Origin of the sequence: Pedobacter foliorum (genome assembly GCF_013266735.1) — a bacterium.
Taxonomy (GTDB): Bacteria; Bacteroidota; Bacteroidia; order Sphingobacteriales; family Sphingobacteriaceae; genus Pedobacter; species Pedobacter foliorum.
The window spans coordinates 118,627-138,759 of the sequence record NZ_JABSNU010000006.1; the positions used below are offsets into that span (position 1 = coordinate 118,627).

Below are 20,133 nucleotides of genomic sequence, written 5' to 3' on the forward strand. Positions count from 1 at the left end.
TACCTGCGAGTTTTGTATCACTTACAGGCAAACTTATACTGAAAATTGATGCAGTTTTTAGAGAGTAGACTACATCAGTAATTGTGTAGACGAGACCGAAGATTCTCTTTATAAAACTCACTAACAGGAACTTCTTTATTGCCTATACACACAACGTCCCGTTTCAGAGCAGTTATCTTTTGCACAGCTGCAAGAAAGGATTTATGGGTTCTTACAAAGGTATTTGATGGAAGCTTTTCTTCCATTGCCTTCATAGTCATACGGGTAAGCACAGGTTTATCAGCGGTTGACAAATGAATCTTGATGTAATCTTTTAGTCCCTCAATATATTCAATATCTGCAACTACAATTTTAACAAGTGTATACTCTACATTTACAAAGAAGTCCTGAATTACATTTATCTCTTCATTCAGATTATTCTGCAAGCGAAATAACTCATTGGCACGGTTACAGGCTTTTAAAAAACGTTCAAAACTGAAGGGCTTTAACAGATAATCCACTACCTGCTGATTGAACCCTTCCAGGGCATATTGCTCGTAAGCTGTTACCAGAATCACCATTGGTGGGTGCTGTAACGATTGCAAAAACTGTAGTCCACTTAACCCCGGCATTTGTATATCCAGAAAAATGAGATCTATCTGTTCCTTTTGTAAAACTTCATACGCTTCAAACGCATTTTTACAAGTTTTAATCAACTCTAAAAATGGCAGCTGCCGGATGTTATCTTCCAAAAGATCCCGAACCAATTTTTCATCATCAATGGCAATACATTTGATCATTTAAGCATTAAAGTTAAGGTAATATGGAACAAGTTGTTTTCCGTTCTTATTTTTAAGTTGTGCTTGTCTTTATAAAGTAAATCAAGTCGGGATTTAACGTTGGCTAATCCAATGCCTGAGTTTTCATCTTTACTGGAGTCGTGCTCATTATCAATATGATTTTCTACTTCAAATATAAGCACATCATTCTTTACAGAAATATTTATGCTGATTATCGGATGATCCTGGTACCCAACACCATGTTTAAAAGCATTTTCAACAAAGGGAATGAGCAACATTGGCTCAATTTTATAATCTCCCTTTTCTACATTCGGATCTACTTCATACTTAATTTCAACGTCGTTGCCAAAACGCAGGTTCTGTAATTCTATATAATTATTAAGATAAGAAACTTCTTTGCCAAGCGCTACCCTTTTCCCCTGTGTGTCATACAACATATAACGCATTAGTTCTGAAAGCATAATCAGCGAAGGTTCCATCTGATCTGATTTCTTTCTGGCGAGCGACACAAGGTTGGTAAGCACATTGAAGAGGAAATGTGGACTGATCTGAGACCGTAGAAACTTTAATTCGGTTGACAAATGTTCTGCTTCAATCTTTTGTTGTTTCCTGTCATACGCTATCTTATCGACTACCTTACGGTAAATAATGCTAATTATAAATATCCCAATAGAAGGTGCAAAGACAAATTTGTAAGCAGACATGTCTTTTAACACATCGGGGAACCACCATAAAAGCAGGTGGTATTTTAACTGAAAGGAACTTATTATAAGAATTACCGATGCAATAATGTATAACCACCACCATCGCCTGTTAAGCAATCGGGGCATCAGGTAAAAGGCATTAAAGTAAAATATAAAAAGATGTATAAAGCCCGCAAGGGTAAAGAAATGCCCTGGAATAGGCCCTATTTTATAATCATGTTGTGCCGAGGAAACAAAATAAGGTAACAGTAGAATCATTCCCCAAACAAAAACATGAAGGGCGAAACTGATGTTTTGGAATTTAACAGATATTTTCATTAGCCTATAATAGCAAACTATAAAGCTACTTATTCATAAATGTAATGAAACAAAGAGTAGACAAAGCAGGCAATTGTATCGACAACATCCTGCTTTTATTACCCTACTAGCTTCTCAGATGCCAGGCTTTAGGTTTGGTAAAAGCACGTAAGCCCTGATGGGACAAGGTAGCTCCGATACCAGAATGTTTTCGACCACTCCATGGCACGCCGGCACTTACCCTGTCGCAGCAATTCCAATATCCTGTACCGGAATCAATTTGCTCAAGGATATGTTCAGCCCTATCTCTGTTGTCAGAATAAACCGAAGCTGTAAGCCCGTAGGCGGTATCTTTCATCATCTCTAAAGCTTCATCATCATCTCTCACTTTCATAATTCCTATGATGGGGCCAAAGCTTTCTTCCTGCATCACTTTCATATCATTAGTTACATCGGTTAAAACGGTAGGCTCAAAATAATGCCCAACGTGGCCTTTGCGCTTACCTCCATGCAATAGCGTGGCTCCTTTTTCTAAAGCATCCTCAACCTGCTGTTTCAGTACACTAATCTGCTCCTTTCTTGTAAGCGCACCGATGTAAACTCCTTCTTCTGTAGGTAGTCCCGATTTCCATGACTTTACTTCCTTTACAAAAGCATCTACATAATCATCATATACGTTTTCATGTACATAAATGCGCTCAACAGCACAGCAGCTCTGTCCATTATTATAAAAAGCCCCGTCGGCAGTGCCTGCAGCAACCGAAGCAATATCTTTTACATCATCGGTTACATAAAGCGGATCTTTACCACCCAGTTCAAGCTGACAAGGAACCATCTTTTTTGCTACCTTTTCATAAATATACTTTCCTGTTTTGTAAGACCCCGTAAAGAAATAACCGTCGAAATCCATATCCAACAAATCCATTCCTGTTTCTTTACCACCTATAGCTATCTGAAAAACGTTTTCAGGAATGCCTGCTTTTTTAAGCAAGCCCTCAATTTCCAACCCTGTTAAAGAAGCATACTCCGAAGGTTTATACATTACCGTATTTCCGGCAAGTAAGGCAGGTACAAATACATTTACACCAACAAGATAAGGGTAGTTCCAGGCAGATATATTACATATTACACCAAGTGGATCATAAGAAATTTTTTCCTGGAGTTCCTCCGAATCAGTCACCAATTCATCCGAAAGATACTTCTCTGCATTGTTAATCATCCATTGAATCCTTGTCCTTGCACCATTAAGCTCATTCCGCGACTGCTGCAAAGGCTTGCCAACTTCGGAAGTAAGTATGGATGCAAGCTTTTCCTTTTCAAGATCCAACAGATCATAAAACCTCTGGATGACTGCTATTCGCTCTTTTAATGATTGCTGAGCCCAATGTTTTTGAGCAGCTTTAAGCAAGTTGTATTTCTTATCTAACGATGGTCTGTCGTTTTCTATTAATAGGGTAATAATTTCTTCGGTAGCCGGATTTACAACATTCATCTTTTATGATTTTTAACTGCTTCTATAAACTGTTCTTTAACTTTTTGAGAGAGCGGATTGGATTCCTTCTCTTTCATTCTTTCAGGATGCCATTGTACACCGAGCATAAAAGCCTTATCGGTTTTGTCTTTAAATTCCAATGCTTCAATAATACCATCTGGGGTATCTGAGTAGGCACTAACCATTAAATTATCACCTAAATAACCAGGATTTACACCTTGATGATGGGCGCTATTTACCTCACCTTTTTCTACACCTGTTACGCTATACAACAAGCTGTTTCGTTCAATCTTTACGCCATGAACTTTATCCTCAATACCCTTTTTATGGATCTGATTTTTCTCTTCCCCATTATCCTCAAATACTTTCCCGCCCTCAAGGATATTCACATACTGCATCCCCCTGCAAATGCCAAGAACGGGCACCTGATGATCTTGCGAATAGGTATAGATTTGCAATTCAAATTGATCCCTTTCCGGCAAAAACTTATCTGGCTTGTGCGGGTAATCCTGCGCACCGCCATACAATTCGGGCACAACATCAATTCCTCCCGTTAAAACAAAGCCATCGCAAAGCTGAAAATCGTAGATGTTATCTTTTTGAAAAGAAAGCTCAATGAGTTCAATTTCATCGCCCAACTCTTGCGAAGTAAACCAATTCCAGTAGTTCTGAAAATTGGTTTCGGTATAGCTTATTCCAATCTTTTTTTTCATCAGAATATATTGTTATTTAAAGCGCCTTTAAATACAGTTGTTTAAAATCCTCTCTACTTACCGGCTTAGGGTTATTTGGATGTGCAAAATCGGCTAAGGCTAGATCTGCAAGTGTTTCTATGTGTTCAGGTTTTACACCAATATCTCTTAAATGATGAGGAATATTTACTTTGGTATTGAGTTCGAAAAGATATTTCACAACAGCTTCACCCGTTTCATCCTTTAATTCCAGAGTTCTGGCTATTCTGCGGAATTTATCTTCAAAACCCGCGATATTAAATTCCATTCCATAAGGGATGTTGACCGCATTAGCCAAACCATGATGTGTATCAAGCAGCGAAGAAAGTGGATGTGCAAGAGAATGTACCACACCTAATCCTTTTTGAAAAGCAATTGCACCCATCATAGATGCCATCAGCATTTTACTTCTGCTTTCTATATCAGGCTTGTTTGTAGCCCTTTCCAACGAATCCTTTATTAACGAGATGCCCTCTAGCGCAATACCATCGCACAAAGGATGCGGATTTTTTGCCAAAAAGGCTTCCATATTATGGGTAAGTGCATCCATCCCTGTTGCAGCGGTAATAAAGGGAGGTAAGTCCATTGTAAGTACCGGATCGGCAAATACAATCTGGGCCATCAGTTTTGGTGAGAACAGAATCTTTTTTTGATGTGTTTCATCGTCAGCAATAATGGCACTTCTACCTACTTCACTACCAGTTCCTGAAGTGGTTGGAATGGTTATAAAATGGGGAACATCATTGGTCACATATATATCACCCCCAATCAAATCATCGTACTTAAATAGATCCTCTCGGTGATTTACTCTTAATACAATTGCTCTGGCTACATCCAAAGCTGCACCACCCCCAATACCGATAATGCTATCTCTGGAAGTATTATCCCACACATCTCCACCCTTATAAACATCACTTTTAACAGGGTTTTTATGAATATCACTAAATACCTCTACAGAAATATGATGCGCTTGCAGATCGTTTACAATAGCTTTAAAAAATGGCAATGAAGCAATTGTTGGGTCGGTAACGATCATTGGACGCTTTAATCCGTTCTTTTGTAAATAGGCTGGTAATTCCTTTATAGCTCCGGCTCCAAAACGAATGGTAGTTGGAAAATTATACTGATATACTTTATCGAATGTCATATCTATTATTACTAAATAATCACTTAATGTTTGGGGTTAAATAATTTCAAAGTAGCGTTTAAGCTCCCAATCTGTTACTACTTTGGCGTACTGTTTCCATTCCCACTCTCTTGTTAACGTAAAATGCTCAACAAACTGATCGCCAAACAGCTCTTTTGCTACTGCCGAATGCTTCATTTTTTGGGTTGCCTCATGAAGATTAGGTGGTAATACGCCGTTTGAAAGATCTTTGTAGCCGTTCCCTTCTGTAGCCTCCTTTTCTAGTTTCATTTTGTTTTTAACTCCATATAAACCAGCTGCAAGGCAAGCTGCCAAGGCCAAATAAGGATTGGTATCAGAACCTACAACTCTTGTTTCTAAGCGTGTGGCTTTTGCATTGCAAGGTAATGCCCTTAAGGCAACTGTTCTATTATCGATACCCCAGGTTAAAGTAGTGGGTGCCCATGCTCCTTCTACCAATCGCTTATAACTGTTAATAGTCGGAGCAATCATTGGCAAGATTTGTGGCAGACAATGCAACTGACCAGCTATATAGCTTTTCATCAGATCACTCATTTTATGAGGATCCTTTTCATCGTAAAACAGGTTCTTCTTAGCATCCTTATCCCACAAACTTTGATGTACGTGACCGCTACAACCCGGTAAATTTTCGGTGATTTTTGCCATAAACGTAGCCAGTACACCATGTTTATAAGCAATCTCTTTTACCGAAGTCTTAAACAACACTGCCTGATCTGCAGCCTGCAGAACCGGAGCATACTTAATAGCAGCTTCATAAACTCCCGGTCCGGTTTCTGTATGCAAGCCCTCTATAGGTATTCCAAATTTGCAGAGCAGATCAAAAAGATCGCTCATGTATTCATTTTTTAATGTGCTACGTAAAATAGAATAGCCAAACATTCCCGGAGTTAGCGGTGTAAGGTTTTGATACCCTTTTTGATGAGCCGTTTCTGGGGTTTCAGCAAAATTGAACCATTCAAATTCCTGTGAGAAATAGGGAAGAAAACCATTTTGTTCTGTATCTGCCAATACCTTACGCAACAACTGTCGCGGACAAGTGTAACCTGCCTTTTCAGTGTCATCAACAAAATCGCCTAGAAAAAAAGGAATATCATTTTCCCACGGTATTTTACGGAAAGTGCTCAGATCAAGTTTTACCAGTGCATCCGGATATCCCGTATGCCAGCCTGTAAACTTTACGTTGTCGTAAGCAACATCGCCCATATCCCATCCAAAAGTAACATCGCAAAATCCTAGTCTACCTTCTGCAACAGAGGTAAACTTTTCTGCAGAGATGTACTTGCCCCTTAATACGCCATCAATATCGGCAACGGCTAATTTTACTTTACCTGATGGATGCTGCTTTACATATGCTAATATTTCTTGTGTTGTCATGCATGAGATGGTTTAAAGATTCTGTACAGCAAAAAGGTTACTATCAATATGGAGAAATAAATAAGTCCTAGTTTAAAATTGAAAATGAACATCGCAACAATGGATACCGTTGCAATAATTAATGAGATAACCGGAAATGCCGGATAAAATGGAGCCCGAAAAGGTCGTGGAAGCTCAGGTTCCTTTTTTCTCAGAATAATAATAGATATCATGGAAATGATATACAGCGTAAGCGCCCCAAAAACTGAGACTATAATAATCTCTGCAGTTTTACCCGAAAGCAATGCCAGAATACCAATTACCATATTTCCCATCAATGCATTTGCAGGAGTATGGAAACGTGGAGATATTTTGCCCAAAAACGACGGTATGTTATGCACCCTACCCATTTCATAAGTTGATCTTCCGGCTGCAAGTATCAATCCATGAAAAGAGGCAACCAATCCAAACAAACCAACGGTAATCAGCAAATGATACATGAGGTGATTACTTCCTGTAATTTTCGCCAGTGCAAGGGGAAGCGGTGAGTCTGAGGTTTCTCCACTTATTCCATTTTTGTAAACTATTGCTTCCCATCCGGCAATGCCTGTTGCCGCGATGAATATTAATATACACAGTATTGCTAGTGTGAATATGGCCCATCCAAATCCTTTACTTATATCTTTTTGCGGGTTCTTAGTTTCTTCGGCCACATTAGCAATCCCTTCAATCCCCAGAAAGAACCAGATGGCGAAAGGAATAGCGGCAAATACACCTCCCCAGCCATTAGGCATTGCGTTGTGGGTAAGGTTTGCAACTTCAAACTTTGGCAATGCGATTCCCGAAAACAGAAGCAACTCTCCTACCGCAAGTACAGTAATAATTACCTCAAAAGATGCTGCGGCTTTAACCCCGTAAACATTGAGGCCTGTAAATACAAAGTAGATGGCTATTGCACTGGTTAAAATTGGCACTTGCGGAAAAAATGCATTGAAATATGCACCAATTGCAAATGCGATGGCCGGTGGGGCAAGTATAAACTCTACAATCTGTGCAATACCGGCTATAAAGCCAATATTTTTGCCCATCGCTTTGTTTGCATAATCAAATACTCCACCTGCTTTGGGTATGGCACAGGCGAGTTCCGCATAGCTAAATGTAAAAGTTACATACATTACCATAATTACTATGGTGGCTATGGCCATTCCCCCTGTCCCGCCCTTTTCCAGGCCGAGATTCCATCCAAAATACATACCCGAAATGACATACCCAACTCCAAGTCCCCAGAGCATAAAAGGGGTGAGCGTTTTTTTTAGACCTTTGTTTTCTGTCATTTGACGATTTTGGTTACATGATTATAAATATAATTTTAATAGCACCTTAACAATCTCCGTTCACAAACATTCTCTAAATTCCAATCAGAAACGTGGTTTCCAATAAGAATTAGATCAAAAACAGGTAATCAGCATTAAACTTGAGGTATTTAATTTTACTAAAAATAGATTTTTTGTCAGGTAAAACCAAGAGATAACCCGTTGAAAAGGAATTATTTAAAATTTATTTTCAAATAAAGAAACTTTTTCACAATATCAAACGTTATAGTAGTGGTTTGTTTGGTTTAGGTTGATCTGTGGTGGATCAACCATCTTAAAACAGGGATAGCTTCAAAAGCTTATCCCTGTTCCTTTTTAACGAGCAACTGCTCTGAATTTCAAAACTTTCGCATATAATATAACAAATAGTTGGTTATAAATAATACCCATTAATGGGTATTTTTTTAGTGAAGGTATAGCGCTTAATTTGTGGTGGATAATTTTTACAAATCAAACTTCATCATGAAACTAAAATCTTTACTAATCGCCTCCGTGTTTTTAGTTGCACCTTTTGCAATTAAAGCTCAAACCATCCAAATTTCAGCATCAGAAGCTGATGCAAAAATCATTGTAGATGGTCAAATTTTAGGTACTGGAAATGCAAAAATCAAAGTACCCAAAAACTCTTGTGTTAATGTAAAAGTCCAAAAAGCCGGGTTCTTAAAATACGAACAAACTTTCTGCAATAAGAAGGGAATGGCTGAACCACCAAAGAAACAGTTTTTTGATTTGAAGAAGGATGATGCAGAAGAAGCTTCAATAAAAACTGACCAGGCCAATATCGATTTCTCTATTGAAATCAACAAAAAACAAGATGTAGCTGAAGTTTGGAAACGTGCAAATCAAATTGTAACTGATTATTTTGATGCTATTGAAGTTGCCGATAAAGAAACATCTTATTTACGTACATCATGGAGTATCCAAAGTTTCCAACAAAATACGATTAGAACAAGATTAATCATTAAGCTATCTAAAAGCGAGCCTCTTACTTATAAAGTTAAACTTGTGAGTGAGTTTTCTGGAGCTCCTTTAACAAGTGTAAAAGCTGATGAGCAGTTTCACGATTGGGATCGTGTATTGAGGAAATATCAAAATGTGATTTCTGATTTTACCACCCGTTTAGGAAACCAATAACTATTTAATACGCTCTTTACGCAATCGCCACACTGACTTCGTTTCAGAGTGGCGATTGCATTTATAACCTATCTGTTCTATTACTTTACGGCTTCGGCTTTTTTTGTTAGGTAATATACAGGTATTCCTATTAGCATAATTAGCACCCCCCAACCACAAGTGTCTGTCTTATAGATTAGCAATGCAATACTAAGCGCAGAGGCTACAATGATATAAAGCATAGGGAGAACCGGATATCCAAAAGCACGGTAAGGACGCTCTGCATCAGGCATTTTTCTTCTTAAAATAAATATCCCGTAAATGGTAAGAATATAGAATATCAAAACAATGATCACTACAAAATCCAAAAGGGCACCATATCTTCCTGTTAAACACAATGCAGATGCCCATGCACCTTGCACCCATAACGCCCATCCCGGTACATCAGCCCCATTTAAGGTAGCTGCCTTTTTAAAAAACAAACCATCTTTTGCCATCGTATAATATACTCGGGCGCCTGCCATAATTAAACCATTGTTACAAGCAAACGTAGAAATCATAATCATTACAGCGATGATAATAGTGCCTGCCTGCCCAAAAATGTATTGAGCTGCAACAACCGCCACCCTATCAGATTTTGCGGTAGTAATCTGATCTAGTGGCAATACAGCCACGTACATCAGGTTGGCTAAAATGTAAATTATGCTGACAATTAAAGTTCCTAAAAACAGACTTAAACCAACATTACGCTGAGGGTTTTTAATCTCACCGGCAATAAAGGTTACCCCTGCCCATGCATCACTCGAAAACAAGGACCCAACCATTGCTGCAGAAATCCCTGAAAGTAACAAGCTTCCGCTAATAGGGCTCCAGTTCATTGTTTCTAAACTGAAAGACCGTGTTTCCCAGGCGTTGGCCCAGTTTGCGTTCCAAATCTCAGCCTTTGCCCCAAGAGTAAACCCAAAAATGATGAGGCCAAATAGTGATAGGATTTTTATAATGGTTAAAACGGTTTGAAGAATTTTACTGTCTTTAACACCACGACTATTTACGAACGTTAGAAAAACAATGGTTACAATAGACACCAATTGGGCGGCACTAATTGCATAATGCTCTGGCACCCCTTTGTCGCTCACTCCGGTTTGAATTTGCCACAGCACATTGTTCTCGCTAAAAGGTTCATACAAATAAGCCGCAAACTTAGAAAAAGCAACCCCCACCGCAGCAATAGTACCTGTTTGTATCACCGCAAACAGACTCCATCCATATAAAAAGGCGATCAGCTTATTGTAAGCTTCCTTTAAATAAACGTATTGTCCGCCTGCTTTTGGAAACATTGCACTAAGTTCTCCATAACTCACTGCGGCAATAATGGTAATTATGGCTGTAACAACCCAGATAAGAATTAGCCAACCGGCAGAACCGACTTGTCGTGCTATATCGGCACTTACTATAAATATCCCGGACCCTATCATAGAGCCAACTACGAGCATAGTGCCATCTAACAATCCCAGTTCTCTCTTAAAAGAACCGTCTTGATTTTCTTTATCCATATGGTTGGTTTGGTTGGTTGGTTTTTTGCATAATTCAAAAACACTGATTTTATACAGGGTAAATCTGATACTGCTCTGCTAAGATATTTAAAAATACAGAACAATGGGATACCCTGAATATTAAAATTTTTTAGGAGAAGTTGTGATTTGCGGAGTTCCGTAGGATCGGATAACCGCAGGCTGATCAACAAGGGGTAAAGCAGGAACAACGCAGGAGCTTCCGAGGCGTTTTGATACACTTAGGCCTGAGAAGAGCCTGAGAAACCCCTCAGAAATGCCTCATTTTTCTCGACGGGGTATACAGCCGGTACAGAAGCGGCACCCGAGCCAGACCGGAAAAATCATTGCTTCTTTGATCGCTAATTAGATGAATAACTCTCTGTTCAAAAAACCTGATTAAAAGCAACCAATGGCATAAATCCTTAGTATCTAAAAAAGGTTAGTAATCAATTCATTAAAAATTTGGTAATTTCAGAAACACGCTTATTTTTGTAAAGCCCGGTCTTGCCAGCTAAATGACTTAAGTGCTTTAAGGTAATGGCGAAAAAGGGCAACCAGCCAGCTACAAACTAATGACTTTAGCCATTCTGTGAGCAACTAAAGTCGACAACTAACAACCAAAAATAAACTAAACAATTAATCAAAGTATGGAGTTTTTACAGAACAATTTAATCTATTTTATTCCCGCATTGGGTTTAATTGGCATCATTGTGATGGCAATTAAAAGCGCATGGGTAAACAAACAGGATGCAGGTGATAAGAACATGCAGGAACTGGCTGGCTATATTGCAGATGGTGCAATGGCATTTCTAAAAGCTGAGTGGAGGGTACTTAGTATTTTTGTTGTATTTACAGCAGCTTTGCTTGCCTACTCAGGAACCATACATGAGGTTAATGGTGTAGCATTACACTCTAGCTGGATTATATCTATTGCTTTTATTATTGGCGCTGTGTTTTCTGCAACCGCAGGATACATTGGTATGAAAGCAGCAACAAAAGCAAATGTGCGTACTACCCAGGCAGCAAGAACTAGTTTAAAACAAGCTTTAAAAGTTTCTTTTACTGGTGGTACTGTAATGGGATTGGGTGTTGCTGGTTTGGCTATTTTAGGTTTAGGTGGTTTGTTTATTGTTTTCCTTAACATTTTTAATGTTGTTGAGCCAAACAGTACTGAAATGAAAACTGCGATAGAGGTACTAACCGGATTTTCACTTGGGGCCGAATCTATTGCACTTTTTGCACGTGTTGGCGGTGGTATTTACACCAAAGCAGCCGATGTTGGTGCCGATTTAGTGGGTAAAGTTGAAGCTGGTATTCCAGAAGATGACGTTCGTAACCCGGCAACTATTGCTGATAACGTTGGTGACAATGTTGGTGATGTGGCAGGTATGGGCGCAGATTTATTTGGTTCATATGTGGCAACTATCCTTGCTACAATGGTATTAGGACAAGAAATCGTTGTAGAAAAAATAAATGGTATTGCAGTCGACAATCTGAACGGATTCTCTCCTGTATTGTTACCAATGGTAATATGCGGTCTTGGTATCTTGTTTTCTATTGTCGGTACTTGGTTTGTTCGCATTAAGGGCGAAGATTCGAATGTGCAAACAGCTTTAAATCTGGGTAACTGGGGTTCAATTGTAATTACAGCAATTGCATCATATTTTGTAGTAATGGCTATGTTACCTTCGAACCTACACTTGCGCGGTGTAGATTTCACTAGCATGGATGTATTTTGCGCAATCATAGTTGGTCTGGTAGTTGGTACTTTAATGAGTATCATTACTGAGTATTATACTGCGATGGGAAAAGGTCCTGTTAATTCAATTATTCAACAATCTGGTACCGGACACGCTACAAACATTATTGGTGGTTTATCAGTAGGTATGAAATCTACTGTTGCTCCTATTTTGGTTTTAGCTGGTGGTATCATTTTCTCTTATGCTTTTGCAGGTTTGTATGGTGTGGCAATTGCCGCAGCAGGTATGATGGCAACTACAGCCATGCAATTGGCAATTGATGCTTTCGGTCCGATTGCAGATAACGCAGGTGGTATTGCTGAAATGAGTCAATTACCTCCAGAAGTACGTGAGCGTACTGATAATCTGGATGCTGTTGGAAATACCACGGCTGCTACAGGAAAAGGATTTGCAATTGCTTCGGCAGCTTTAACTTCTCTTGCTTTGTTTGCAGCCTTTGTTGGTGTGGCCGGCATTTCTGCTATCGATATTTATAAAGCGCCGGTTTTGGCTGGCTTGTTTGTAGGGGCAATGATTCCTTTTATTTTCTCTGCATTGTGTATTGCGGCAGTTGGTAAAGCGGCTATGGATATGGTACAGGAGGTTCGTCGCCAATTCCGCGAAATCCCTGGTATCATGGAATACAAAGCAAAACCGGAATATGAAAAATGTGTAGCCATTTCTACTAAGGCTTCAATCCGCGAAATGATGTTACCTGGTGCAATTGCACTTTTAGTTCCTATTATAGTAGGCTTTGGTTTCAAAGGTGTTTTCCCTTCGGTAAGTTCTGCTGAAATATTAGGTGGTTTATTGGCTGGTGTTACCGTATCAGGAGTACTTATGGGAATTTTCCAAAGTAATGCAGGTGGTGCATGGGATAATGCTAAAAAATCATTTGAAAAAGGTGTGGAGATCAATGGCGAGATGCATTATAAAAAATCTGAACCACATAAAGCATCAGTAACAGGTGATACTGTTGGAGATCCTTTTAAAGATACTTCTGGACCTTCAATGAATATCCTTATTAAGCTGATGTCTATCGTTTCGCTGGTTATCGCGCCATATATTGCTGTTAGCCCTGGTAATGCTACCACAGCAAAAGCAGAAATCACCAATTCAATTCAGGTTTCTCCAAAAATATCGGCATTAACACAGGAAATAGCCAAAAACTTAAAAACTTTACCTAAGGAAATATCTAAAAGCTCTGAATTAGCTCAAATCAAAGTAGACAACGCTCCAGAAACGGCAAACAAACGATTGAGAAAGTCAATTACCGACATTAAAACTCAACCTTAAACATCATTAGTATTAAAATAAAAGGGATTTTGAAAAAGAATCCCTTTTATTTTTAGATATATTTTATTTAGGTTTGAGACTTGTAATATAAACTAGACGAGTTATAGATACACTTTAACTAAACTTTAAACTATGAATTTTAGAAAGTCAATTGACTTACTTACACAAGAAGCTGCTGAAAGTGGTGAAGGAACCTTAAAACGGACCCTTGGCCCCGTCAATTTAGTGGCTTTGGGTATTGGTGCAATTATCGGAGCGGGTCTATTCTCGATAACCGGATCTGCGGCAGCCAATAACGCCGGACCAGCCATTACCATCTCTTTTATTATTGCAGCTGTTGGTTGTGCTTTTGCTGGCTTATGCTATGCAGAATTTGCATCAATGATCCCGGTAGCAGGTAGTGCCTACACCTATTCGTATGCAACAATGGGCGAATTTATAGCCTGGATAATAGGCTGGGATTTGGTTTTGGAATACGCCCTAGGTGCCGCAACGGTTTCCATTAGCTGGAGCCGGTATCTGGTCAAGTTTTTGGCATATTACGACATCCATCTGCCCGCCCAGATAGCCATGTCGCCATTTGAAACAGCAACATTATTGGATGGAACAGTAGTTTCTGGTATGTTTAACTTACCTGCTGTATTTATTATCGTCTTAATGTCCTTTGTGCTGATAAGAGGAACCAGCGAATCAGCATTTATCAATGGTCTTATTGTAGCAATTAAAGTTGTTATCGTATTTATTTTCATCTTGTTAGGCTGGAAATATATCAATGCAGATAACTATTCGCCATATTTTATTCCTGCTGATAAACCAGGTCACGAAAGTATGTTTACGCATGGATGGGGAGGTGTTATCCGAGCCGCCGGGATTGTTTTCTTCGCTTATATAGGCTTTGATGCAGTTTCAACCGCTGCTCAGGAAGCGAAAAACCCTAAGAAAGACATGCCTATCGGTATCCTTGTTTCTTTGTTCATTTGTACTATTCTATATATCCTTTTTGCACACGTAATGACAGGGGTTGCTAATTTTGACATGTTTAAAGGTCAGGATGGTATTGCTCCGGTTGCTGTTGCAATTGACAATATGGGTGTTAAAAATGCTGCAGGTGTTGTAACTCCGGCTTATCCTTGGTTAAACAAATTGATTATCCTTGCAATTTTAGGTGGTTACGCTTCAGTTATTTTGGTGATGCTATTGGGTCAATCGAGGGTATTCTTCTCGATGAGTAAAGATGGCTTATTACCTAAAGTATTCTCAAAAGTGCACCCTAAATACAGCACTCCGGCAAGAAGTAACATATTGTTCATGGTATTTGTAAGCTTATTTGCTGCCTTTGTACCTGCAACTGTAGTTGGTGAGATGACCAGTATTGGAACCTTGCTTGCTTTTATTTTGGTATGTATTGGTATCGTTATTTTAAGGAATAGAATGCCTGATCTGCCTCGCGCATTTAAAGTGCCTTTAGTACCACTTATCCCTATTTTAGGTGTTGCAGTTTGTTTAGGTATGATGGTGTTTTTACCTCTTGATACCTGGGTTCGTTTATTGGTATGGATGATTATTGGTATTAACGTGTACCTTTTCTATGGTATTAAAAACAGTTTATTATCCGACAATCTTCAAACCACGATTGCAAGAAGCAATAAAGTTGTTTCTTATGTGGGTATGGGACTTTCTGTATTGCTGATTATAGTGGCATTAATTCACCACCACATCACTGATGGCAGAGATGTTGGTTTGTACTATTTCTCTTTAGTTTTTGCAGTTGCACATATCGTGTTATATATATACCGCGCTTTAACATCAAGTCAGGTTAAAGCAAAGTAACAAAGCATAATTGTATAATAATAAAAGCCACCTCTACAGGGTGGCTTTTTTATTGTTAATTAATTTACCTTTGTAGCGTAAATTAACTGCTATGGAATTCAATTTTCGACAAATTCTATCTACTTCAATGGTGCTATTTGCAATCATTGATATCCTGGGAGCTATACCAGTAGTAATTGAGCTTAGAAGGAAAGCTGGACACATTCAATCGGAAAAGGCTGCCATAGTTGCAACCGTACTTATGGTTATCTTTTTATTTGCGGGAGAAACCTTACTAAAAATTATCGGACTTGATGTTGAATCGTTTGCCATTGCAGGTTCCTTCGTAATATTTTTTATCGCGATGGAAATGGTACTTGGTTTAACTATTTTTAAGGAAGGTGATGCTCCGGAAACTGTATCTATTGTGCCACTTGCATTTCCTCTAATAGCGGGCGCCGGAACCATGACCACCCTCCTTTCATTGAAAACAGAATATGCCACTCAAAACATCATTGTCGGCATTATCATCAATATGCTGTTTGTTTATTTTGTGTTAAAGAATACAGAACGTTTAGAGAAACTCTTTGGTAAATCGGGCTTAAATGTTTTAAGAAAGGCCTTTGGAATTATTCTTCTTGCCATTGCCATCAAATTATTCAGAAACAATACCGGCTTGTAACAAAACGCCGTTTTGATGGTCTAAAATAAAAAAAGGCTATGAACAGCTTCGAACAATTCACGTTGATTATTGGTGTGCTGGCCATATTATTTGAAACCATAGGCCACATGAAGGGGAAGATTAAGCAATGGTTTGGTACCCAAGGGCAAAACCATTGAGTTATTTCTTAATGAATCGGGCAATGAACATGGTATCGGCTTTATCTTTATAGCCTTTAATCACTTCCATTGTTTCGAGTTCTAATGGTAAGTTTTCTTCAATCCACGCAACCACTTCTTCATTTTCCTGTTTAAATACTGAACAGGTGATGTACACTAAAGGCTTTCCGGATTTTAGATACTTAACAACATTGGCTGCAATTGCAGTTTGCAGTTTGGAAAAATAACTGATTTTATGGCTATCAAAATAGTAAAGCATTTCAGGCGTACGTCCCCAGGTACCTGAACCTGAACATGGCGCATCCAGAATTATCCCATCAAATTCGTAATGGTGAAGATCCTGGTCGTTATTCTGAAGCAGGTCTAATACTTTTTTCTGATACTTTTTTAATCCAGCTTCTCTGAAACGCTCTTCAAGGTTATTTAAGCTATTTTCTCTTACATCGCTAACCAACAACTGCACACTAGGCTCAAGATCGTGTAGAAGCAGAGATTTGCCTCCTGAGGCCGCACAGCAGTCCCACCAGTAATCCCAGGTTTGAGGCTTAAAGAAATTCCCTGTTTTTTGCGAGGATAAATCCTGTATCTGATAATATTGTTGAGCGGGCACAATCTGCTCCAGTTTAGTACCATTTGGCAAAGCCAATGTAGTCTTACTAATTTCTTCAACAGCTACTTCCGCGTCTTTTAAAGTTTTAACCAGCTGATTTATATAGCTTGATTTAACTCTTATAAATAAGTCGGGTTGTATAAAAAAAGACTCATAAAAATCTTGCTTTTCGACTTCCTTACTCAGGTTTTCATTAAAAACAAACACCTCAGAGAGTTTAAAGGCAGGAAATTCACTCGTTACCAAAGCTATCTTCTCTTGAACAGATAGGTTTATGTGCTCCTTTAAGTTTGGCAATTTCTCTTCAACAACCAAACTTAAGGTGTGATTGCAAAGGAAGTCGGCAATTGCCAAACGAAGTGTAGTATCTTCATTTATTAGCGCCTTACCTAACCTGAAAAAGCTATAAATATATCTGGTAGCCCAACGCCTATCAGACGAGCCCATTTGTTTATGCTGTTTAAAATAGGTAAACAAAAAACGATGTAATGGCTGGGTGCCATCATAGTTTTTAAAGACTTGTTCAAATGCTCTGATTTGGTGTTCTAACCTCATTCAATAAGATTTAAAGAAAAATTCTGGTAACGTAACAACATTAAACTTGCATTAATATACCCTAATTTTTCATCATGATAAAATGAAAAATTATTGTGAAGTCCCTTATATTTCTCTTCTGTGATGTGTTTTAGATAATCTTTCCCATACTTGGAAATAAGGTTACCAAAATAAAAGCCTATATCGAATCCTTTAAAAGAATATTCGCCTGGTTCAAAATTAAATGCCGATCTGTATTTCTTAATAAACGAAATCACAGCACTACTCTTATAATCTACCTTATAAGATGATGTTACAGCGGCATTTAGCAACTGAAGCTTATCAGTATTGTAGTTCTGTTTTATCCAGTCCGGATGGCCATACAGGTCAATATCAAGCCCTGAATTTTTCAGTTTCACCAACTTATCTAATGTTGGAATCACAAACTTTCTATCTTGAGAAGCTACAATAATGATGTATTTTTTGTTCTTAATCAGATTAAGCTCCATAGTAAAGACTGAAGCATATTCCTGAAATGTGAACTTTTTCCTGTTACTTTCTAAGTAGGCTTTTAAAGGTGCCGATAATACTAAGCTGCCAGGGTCCTTTGGATTAATAAGTACTAAAACCGAGTTTTCAGGATTGTAATGCTTGGTAATATAATAACCTAACTTCTCAGCATGAAGGTCTATATTATTTACAATTGAAATAAGGTTTGGGTTATTAAATTCTTCAGGGTGTGAGGCCGCAAGAGGATTAACAACAGGAACGCCCTTGGCTATTGAATAGTCTTTAATATACTTTAAACCATCAGGGTAAACAGGCCCAACAATTAAATTACTAGCATTTAATGCATCGTTTTTAATCAAGCCCTCTATTTGAGAATTGTTATCACGAGTGTCGTAAACATTCAGTTTAAAGTTAAGACCTTGTGCTGCTGCAGAATCTACCCCAAGCTTAAAGCCCTGATAGAAATCTATAGCCATAGCCGATTTCTCAACCTCTGCTTTGGTAGCAGTTTTAAGTCGTATCTCATTTAATTTAAATGGGATAAGTAGAGAAATGTTAGCCTGCGTAAATTTAACCGCAGGCTTTTCTTTTTTCTCTTCTACCTTTTTAGGAACATCGGGTGCTTTAGTATTGTTCTTTTGAATTTTAGGTGAACATGCTGCTAAAAAAAGTCCAACAAAAGCGATTAGCCAATATTTACTCCCACTCAATTGTAGCGGGTGGTTTTGAGCTGATATCATATACAACGCGGTTAATTCCTTTTACCTTGTTAATTATTTCGTTAGAAATTTTTGCGAGTACGTTATATGGTAAGTGACACCAATCAGCGGTCATACCGTCAACTGATTCAACTGCGCGAAGGCAAATTACGTTTTCGTAAGTACGCTCATCACCCATTACACCAACAGATTGAACCGGAAGGAAGATCGCTCCTGCCTGCCAAACTTTGTCGTAAAGGCCAGCTTCTTTTAAGTTGTCAATATAGATAGCATCTGCTTCTTGTAAAATAGCTACCTTTTCAGCAGTTACTTCACCAAGAATTCTGATAGCCAATCCTGGACCAGGGAAAGGGTGACGACCGATAATAAAGTCCTCAAGACCTAATGATCTACCCACTCTTCTTACCTCATCCTTAAATAATGTATTAAGAGGCTCTACAACCTTTAATTTCATGAAATCAGGTAATCCACCAACATTGTGGTGAGATTTGATTGTTGCTGATGGGCCTTTAACAGACACCGACTCAATAACATCCGGATAAATTGTTCCTTGTGCTAACCATTTCACATCCTGAACTTCGTGTGCCTCATCATCAAATACTTCGATGAAAACACGACCGATTGCTTTACGTTTTAATTCAGGATCTTTAACTTTTGCAAGCTGGCTTAAGAAACGTTCTTTAGCATCAACCCCTTTTATGTTTAAACCAAGGTGTTTGTATTGTTCTAAAACTGCTTCGTACTCACCTTTACGCAATAAACCATTGTCTACAAAAATACAGTGTAGGTTTTTACCAATTGCTTTATGTAATAAGATAGCAGCAACGCTTGAATCAACACCGCCTGAAAGGGCAAGAACAACTTTATCATCACCTAGTTTAGCTTGAAGCTCAGCAATGGTAGTTTCAACAAATGCATTTGGAGTCCACTCTTGTTTACATCCACAGATGTCTACAAGGAAGTTTTCTAACAATTGTTTACCATCAGTACTATGCGTTACTTCCGGGTGAAACTGGATTGCATAAGTTTCTGAATCCTTAACCTGGTAAGCAGCAACTTTTACACTATCAGTACTTGCTATTAATTCAGCATTTGCAGGCATTGCAGTAATGGTATCACCATGTGACATCCATACTTGTGATCCTGTACTTATGTTTTTAAATAACTTATTATTTTCTGCTACGAAGTTTAAATTAGCTCTACCATATTCGCGTGTTGAAGAAGCTTTAACCTCTCCACCCGAATGTTGAGCAATATACTGAGCACCATAACAAACTGCTAAAACAGGATAGTTTTTATGGAACTTTGCAAGGTCTATCTGAGGTGCATCTTCCTGACGAACTGAGTATGGACTACCTGAAAATATGATGCCTTTAACGTCAGTTGAGATTTCAGGAATATTATTGAAGGGATGAATTTCGCAATAAACATTTAACTCGCGTACCCTACGGGCAATTAATTGTGTGTATTGAGAACCAAAATCGAGAATTATGATTTTTTCTAGCATGGCCAA

General features: G+C 38.5%; 15 protein-coding genes. 4 read left to right on the forward strand and 11 right to left on the reverse strand.

Translation table 11 applies throughout. The annotated features are described in order from the left end of the window. Window positions 1-74: 74 nt before the first annotated feature. From HQN83_RS13595 to eat, 7 genes are all read right to left on the reverse strand, one after another. The gene (locus HQN83_RS13595; RefSeq protein WP_173090904.1) at window positions 75-779 is read right to left on the reverse strand and encodes a LytR/AlgR family response regulator transcription factor; all 705 of its coding nucleotides are present in this window, start codon (window positions 777-779) and stop codon (window positions 75-77) included. Continuing rightward, on the reverse strand, window positions 776-1,801 hold the full coding sequence (locus tag HQN83_RS13600) for a sensor histidine kinase (RefSeq protein ID WP_173090905.1): 1,026 nt from the start codon (window positions 1,799-1,801) through the stop codon (window positions 776-778). Before HQN83_RS13600 ends, HQN83_RS13595 begins: the two co-directional genes overlap by 4 nt. A gap of 106 nt (window positions 1,802-1,907) precedes the next feature. Then, a complete protein-coding gene (locus HQN83_RS13605) occupies window positions 1,908-3,272 on the reverse strand; it encodes an aldehyde dehydrogenase family protein (RefSeq protein WP_173090906.1) in 1,365 nt (454 codons plus the stop codon). Next, window positions 3,269-3,985 (reverse strand): gamma-glutamyl-gamma-aminobutyrate hydrolase family protein, encoded by a 717-nt coding sequence (locus tag HQN83_RS13610; RefSeq protein ID WP_173090907.1) that lies wholly within the window; start codon window positions 3,983-3,985, stop codon window positions 3,269-3,271. The genes HQN83_RS13605 and HQN83_RS13610 overlap by 4 nt, the downstream gene beginning before the upstream one ends. A 16-nt stretch (window positions 3,986-4,001) precedes the next feature. Beyond that, window positions 4,002-5,150: an iron-containing alcohol dehydrogenase gene (locus HQN83_RS13615; RefSeq protein ID WP_173090908.1), complete on the reverse strand. Its 1,149-nt coding sequence runs from the start codon at window positions 5,148-5,150 to the stop codon at window positions 4,002-4,004. 36 nt (window positions 5,151-5,186) lie between these two features. Next, on the reverse strand, window positions 5,187-6,545 hold the full coding sequence (locus HQN83_RS13620) for a glutamine synthetase family protein (RefSeq protein ID WP_173090909.1): 1,359 nt from the start codon (window positions 6,543-6,545) through the stop codon (window positions 5,187-5,189). After that, window positions 6,542-7,858, reverse strand: a complete 1,317-nt coding sequence (gene eat, locus HQN83_RS13625) for an ethanolamine permease (protein WP_173090910.1) — start codon at window positions 7,856-7,858, stop codon at window positions 6,542-6,544. The genes HQN83_RS13620 and eat overlap by 4 nt, the downstream gene beginning before the upstream one ends. A 501-nt stretch (window positions 7,859-8,359) precedes the next feature. Between eat and HQN83_RS13630 the strand changes: the two genes are divergently transcribed. Next, window positions 8,360-9,031, forward strand: coding sequence for a hypothetical protein (locus HQN83_RS13630; protein ID WP_173090911.1), 672 nt, complete (start codon window positions 8,360-8,362; stop codon window positions 9,029-9,031). An 80-nt stretch (window positions 9,032-9,111) separates the two neighbouring features. Here HQN83_RS13630 and HQN83_RS13635 read toward each other — a convergent pair whose 3' ends face one another. Beyond that, window positions 9,112-10,563, reverse strand: a complete 1,452-nt coding sequence (locus HQN83_RS13635; protein ID WP_173090912.1) for an APC family permease — start codon at window positions 10,561-10,563, stop codon at window positions 9,112-9,114. Window positions 10,564-11,210: 647 nt separating this feature from the next. Between HQN83_RS13635 and HQN83_RS13640 the strand changes: the two genes are divergently transcribed. The 3 genes from HQN83_RS13640 (at window position 11,211) to HQN83_RS13650 (ending at window position 16,089) form a co-directional block, all read left to right on the forward strand. Further along, window positions 11,211-13,598 carry a sodium-translocating pyrophosphatase gene (locus HQN83_RS13640; RefSeq protein WP_246254504.1) on the forward strand — a complete coding sequence of 796 codons (2,388 nt, stop codon included), beginning with the start codon at window positions 11,211-11,213 and terminating at the stop codon, window positions 13,596-13,598. 132 nt (window positions 13,599-13,730) lie between these two features. Beyond that, complete coding sequence (locus HQN83_RS13645) at window positions 13,731-15,428, forward strand: amino acid permease (RefSeq protein WP_173090913.1); 1,698 nt, start codon at window positions 13,731-13,733, stop codon at window positions 15,426-15,428. Between the two features lie 91 nt (window positions 15,429-15,519). After that, entirely contained in the window at window positions 15,520-16,089 is a 570-nt protein-coding gene (locus HQN83_RS13650) for a MarC family protein (RefSeq protein ID WP_173090914.1), read from the forward strand. Window positions 16,090-16,248: 159 nt separating this feature from the next. On the opposite strand, the gene HQN83_RS13655 is transcribed toward HQN83_RS13650, so the two are convergent. The 3 genes from HQN83_RS13655 to guaA are packed head-to-tail and all read right to left on the reverse strand — an operon-like array spanning window position 16,249 to window position 20,127. Next, window positions 16,249-17,412, reverse strand: a complete 1,164-nt coding sequence (locus HQN83_RS13655; RefSeq protein WP_173090915.1) for an RsmB/NOP family class I SAM-dependent RNA methyltransferase — start codon at window positions 17,410-17,412, stop codon at window positions 16,249-16,251. Beyond that, entirely contained in the window at window positions 17,409-18,641 is a 1,233-nt protein-coding gene (locus HQN83_RS13660) for an ABC transporter substrate-binding protein (RefSeq protein WP_173090916.1), read from the reverse strand. The genes HQN83_RS13655 and HQN83_RS13660 overlap by 4 nt, the downstream gene beginning before the upstream one ends. Then, on the reverse strand, window positions 18,598-20,127 hold the full coding sequence (guaA, locus tag HQN83_RS13665) for a glutamine-hydrolyzing GMP synthase (RefSeq protein WP_173090917.1): 1,530 nt from the start codon (window positions 20,125-20,127) through the stop codon (window positions 18,598-18,600). Before guaA ends, HQN83_RS13660 begins: the two co-directional genes overlap by 44 nt. Window positions 20,128-20,133: the final 6 nt, after the last annotated feature.

Excerpts from the sequence above, each read along its gene's own strand:
- HQN83_RS13610 (WP_173090907.1), bottom strand. The coding sequence starts at position 3,985 with ATGAAAAAAAAGATTGGAATAAGCTATACCGAAACCAATTTTCAGAAC.
- HQN83_RS13635 (WP_173090912.1), bottom strand. The coding sequence starts at position 10,563 with ATGGATAAAGAAAATCAAGACGGTTCTTTTAAGAGAGAACTGGGATTG.
- HQN83_RS13640 (WP_246254504.1), top strand. The coding sequence starts at position 11,211 with ATGGAGTTTTTACAGAACAATTTAATCTATTTTATTCCCGCATTGGGT.
- eat (WP_173090910.1), bottom strand. The coding sequence starts at position 7,858 with ATGACAGAAAACAAAGGTCTAAAAAAAACGCTCACCCCTTTTATGCTC.
- HQN83_RS13620 (WP_173090909.1), bottom strand. The coding sequence starts at position 6,545 with ATGACAACACAAGAAATATTAGCATATGTAAAGCAGCATCCATCAGGT.
- HQN83_RS13605 (WP_173090906.1), bottom strand. The coding sequence starts at position 3,272 with ATGAATGTTGTAAATCCGGCTACCGAAGAAATTATTACCCTATTAATA.
- HQN83_RS13655 (WP_173090915.1), bottom strand. The coding sequence starts at position 17,412 with ATGAGGTTAGAACACCAAATCAGAGCATTTGAACAAGTCTTTAAAAAC.
- HQN83_RS13595 (WP_173090904.1), bottom strand. The coding sequence starts at position 779 with ATGATCAAATGTATTGCCATTGATGATGAAAAATTGGTTCGGGATCTT.
- HQN83_RS13630 (WP_173090911.1), top strand. The coding sequence starts at position 8,360 with ATGAAACTAAAATCTTTACTAATCGCCTCCGTGTTTTTAGTTGCACCT.
- HQN83_RS13615 (WP_173090908.1), bottom strand. The coding sequence starts at position 5,150 with ATGACATTCGATAAAGTATATCAGTATAATTTTCCAACTACCATTCGT.
- HQN83_RS13645 (WP_173090913.1), top strand. The coding sequence starts at position 13,731 with ATGAATTTTAGAAAGTCAATTGACTTACTTACACAAGAAGCTGCTGAA.
- HQN83_RS13600 (WP_173090905.1), bottom strand. The coding sequence starts at position 1,801 with ATGAAAATATCTGTTAAATTCCAAAACATCAGTTTCGCCCTTCATGTT.
- HQN83_RS13650 (WP_173090914.1), top strand. The coding sequence starts at position 15,520 with ATGGAATTCAATTTTCGACAAATTCTATCTACTTCAATGGTGCTATTT.
- guaA (WP_173090917.1), bottom strand. The coding sequence starts at position 20,127 with ATGCTAGAAAAAATCATAATTCTCGATTTTGGTTCTCAATACACACAA.
- HQN83_RS13660 (WP_173090916.1), bottom strand. The coding sequence starts at position 18,641 with ATGATATCAGCTCAAAACCACCCGCTACAATTGAGTGGGAGTAAATAT.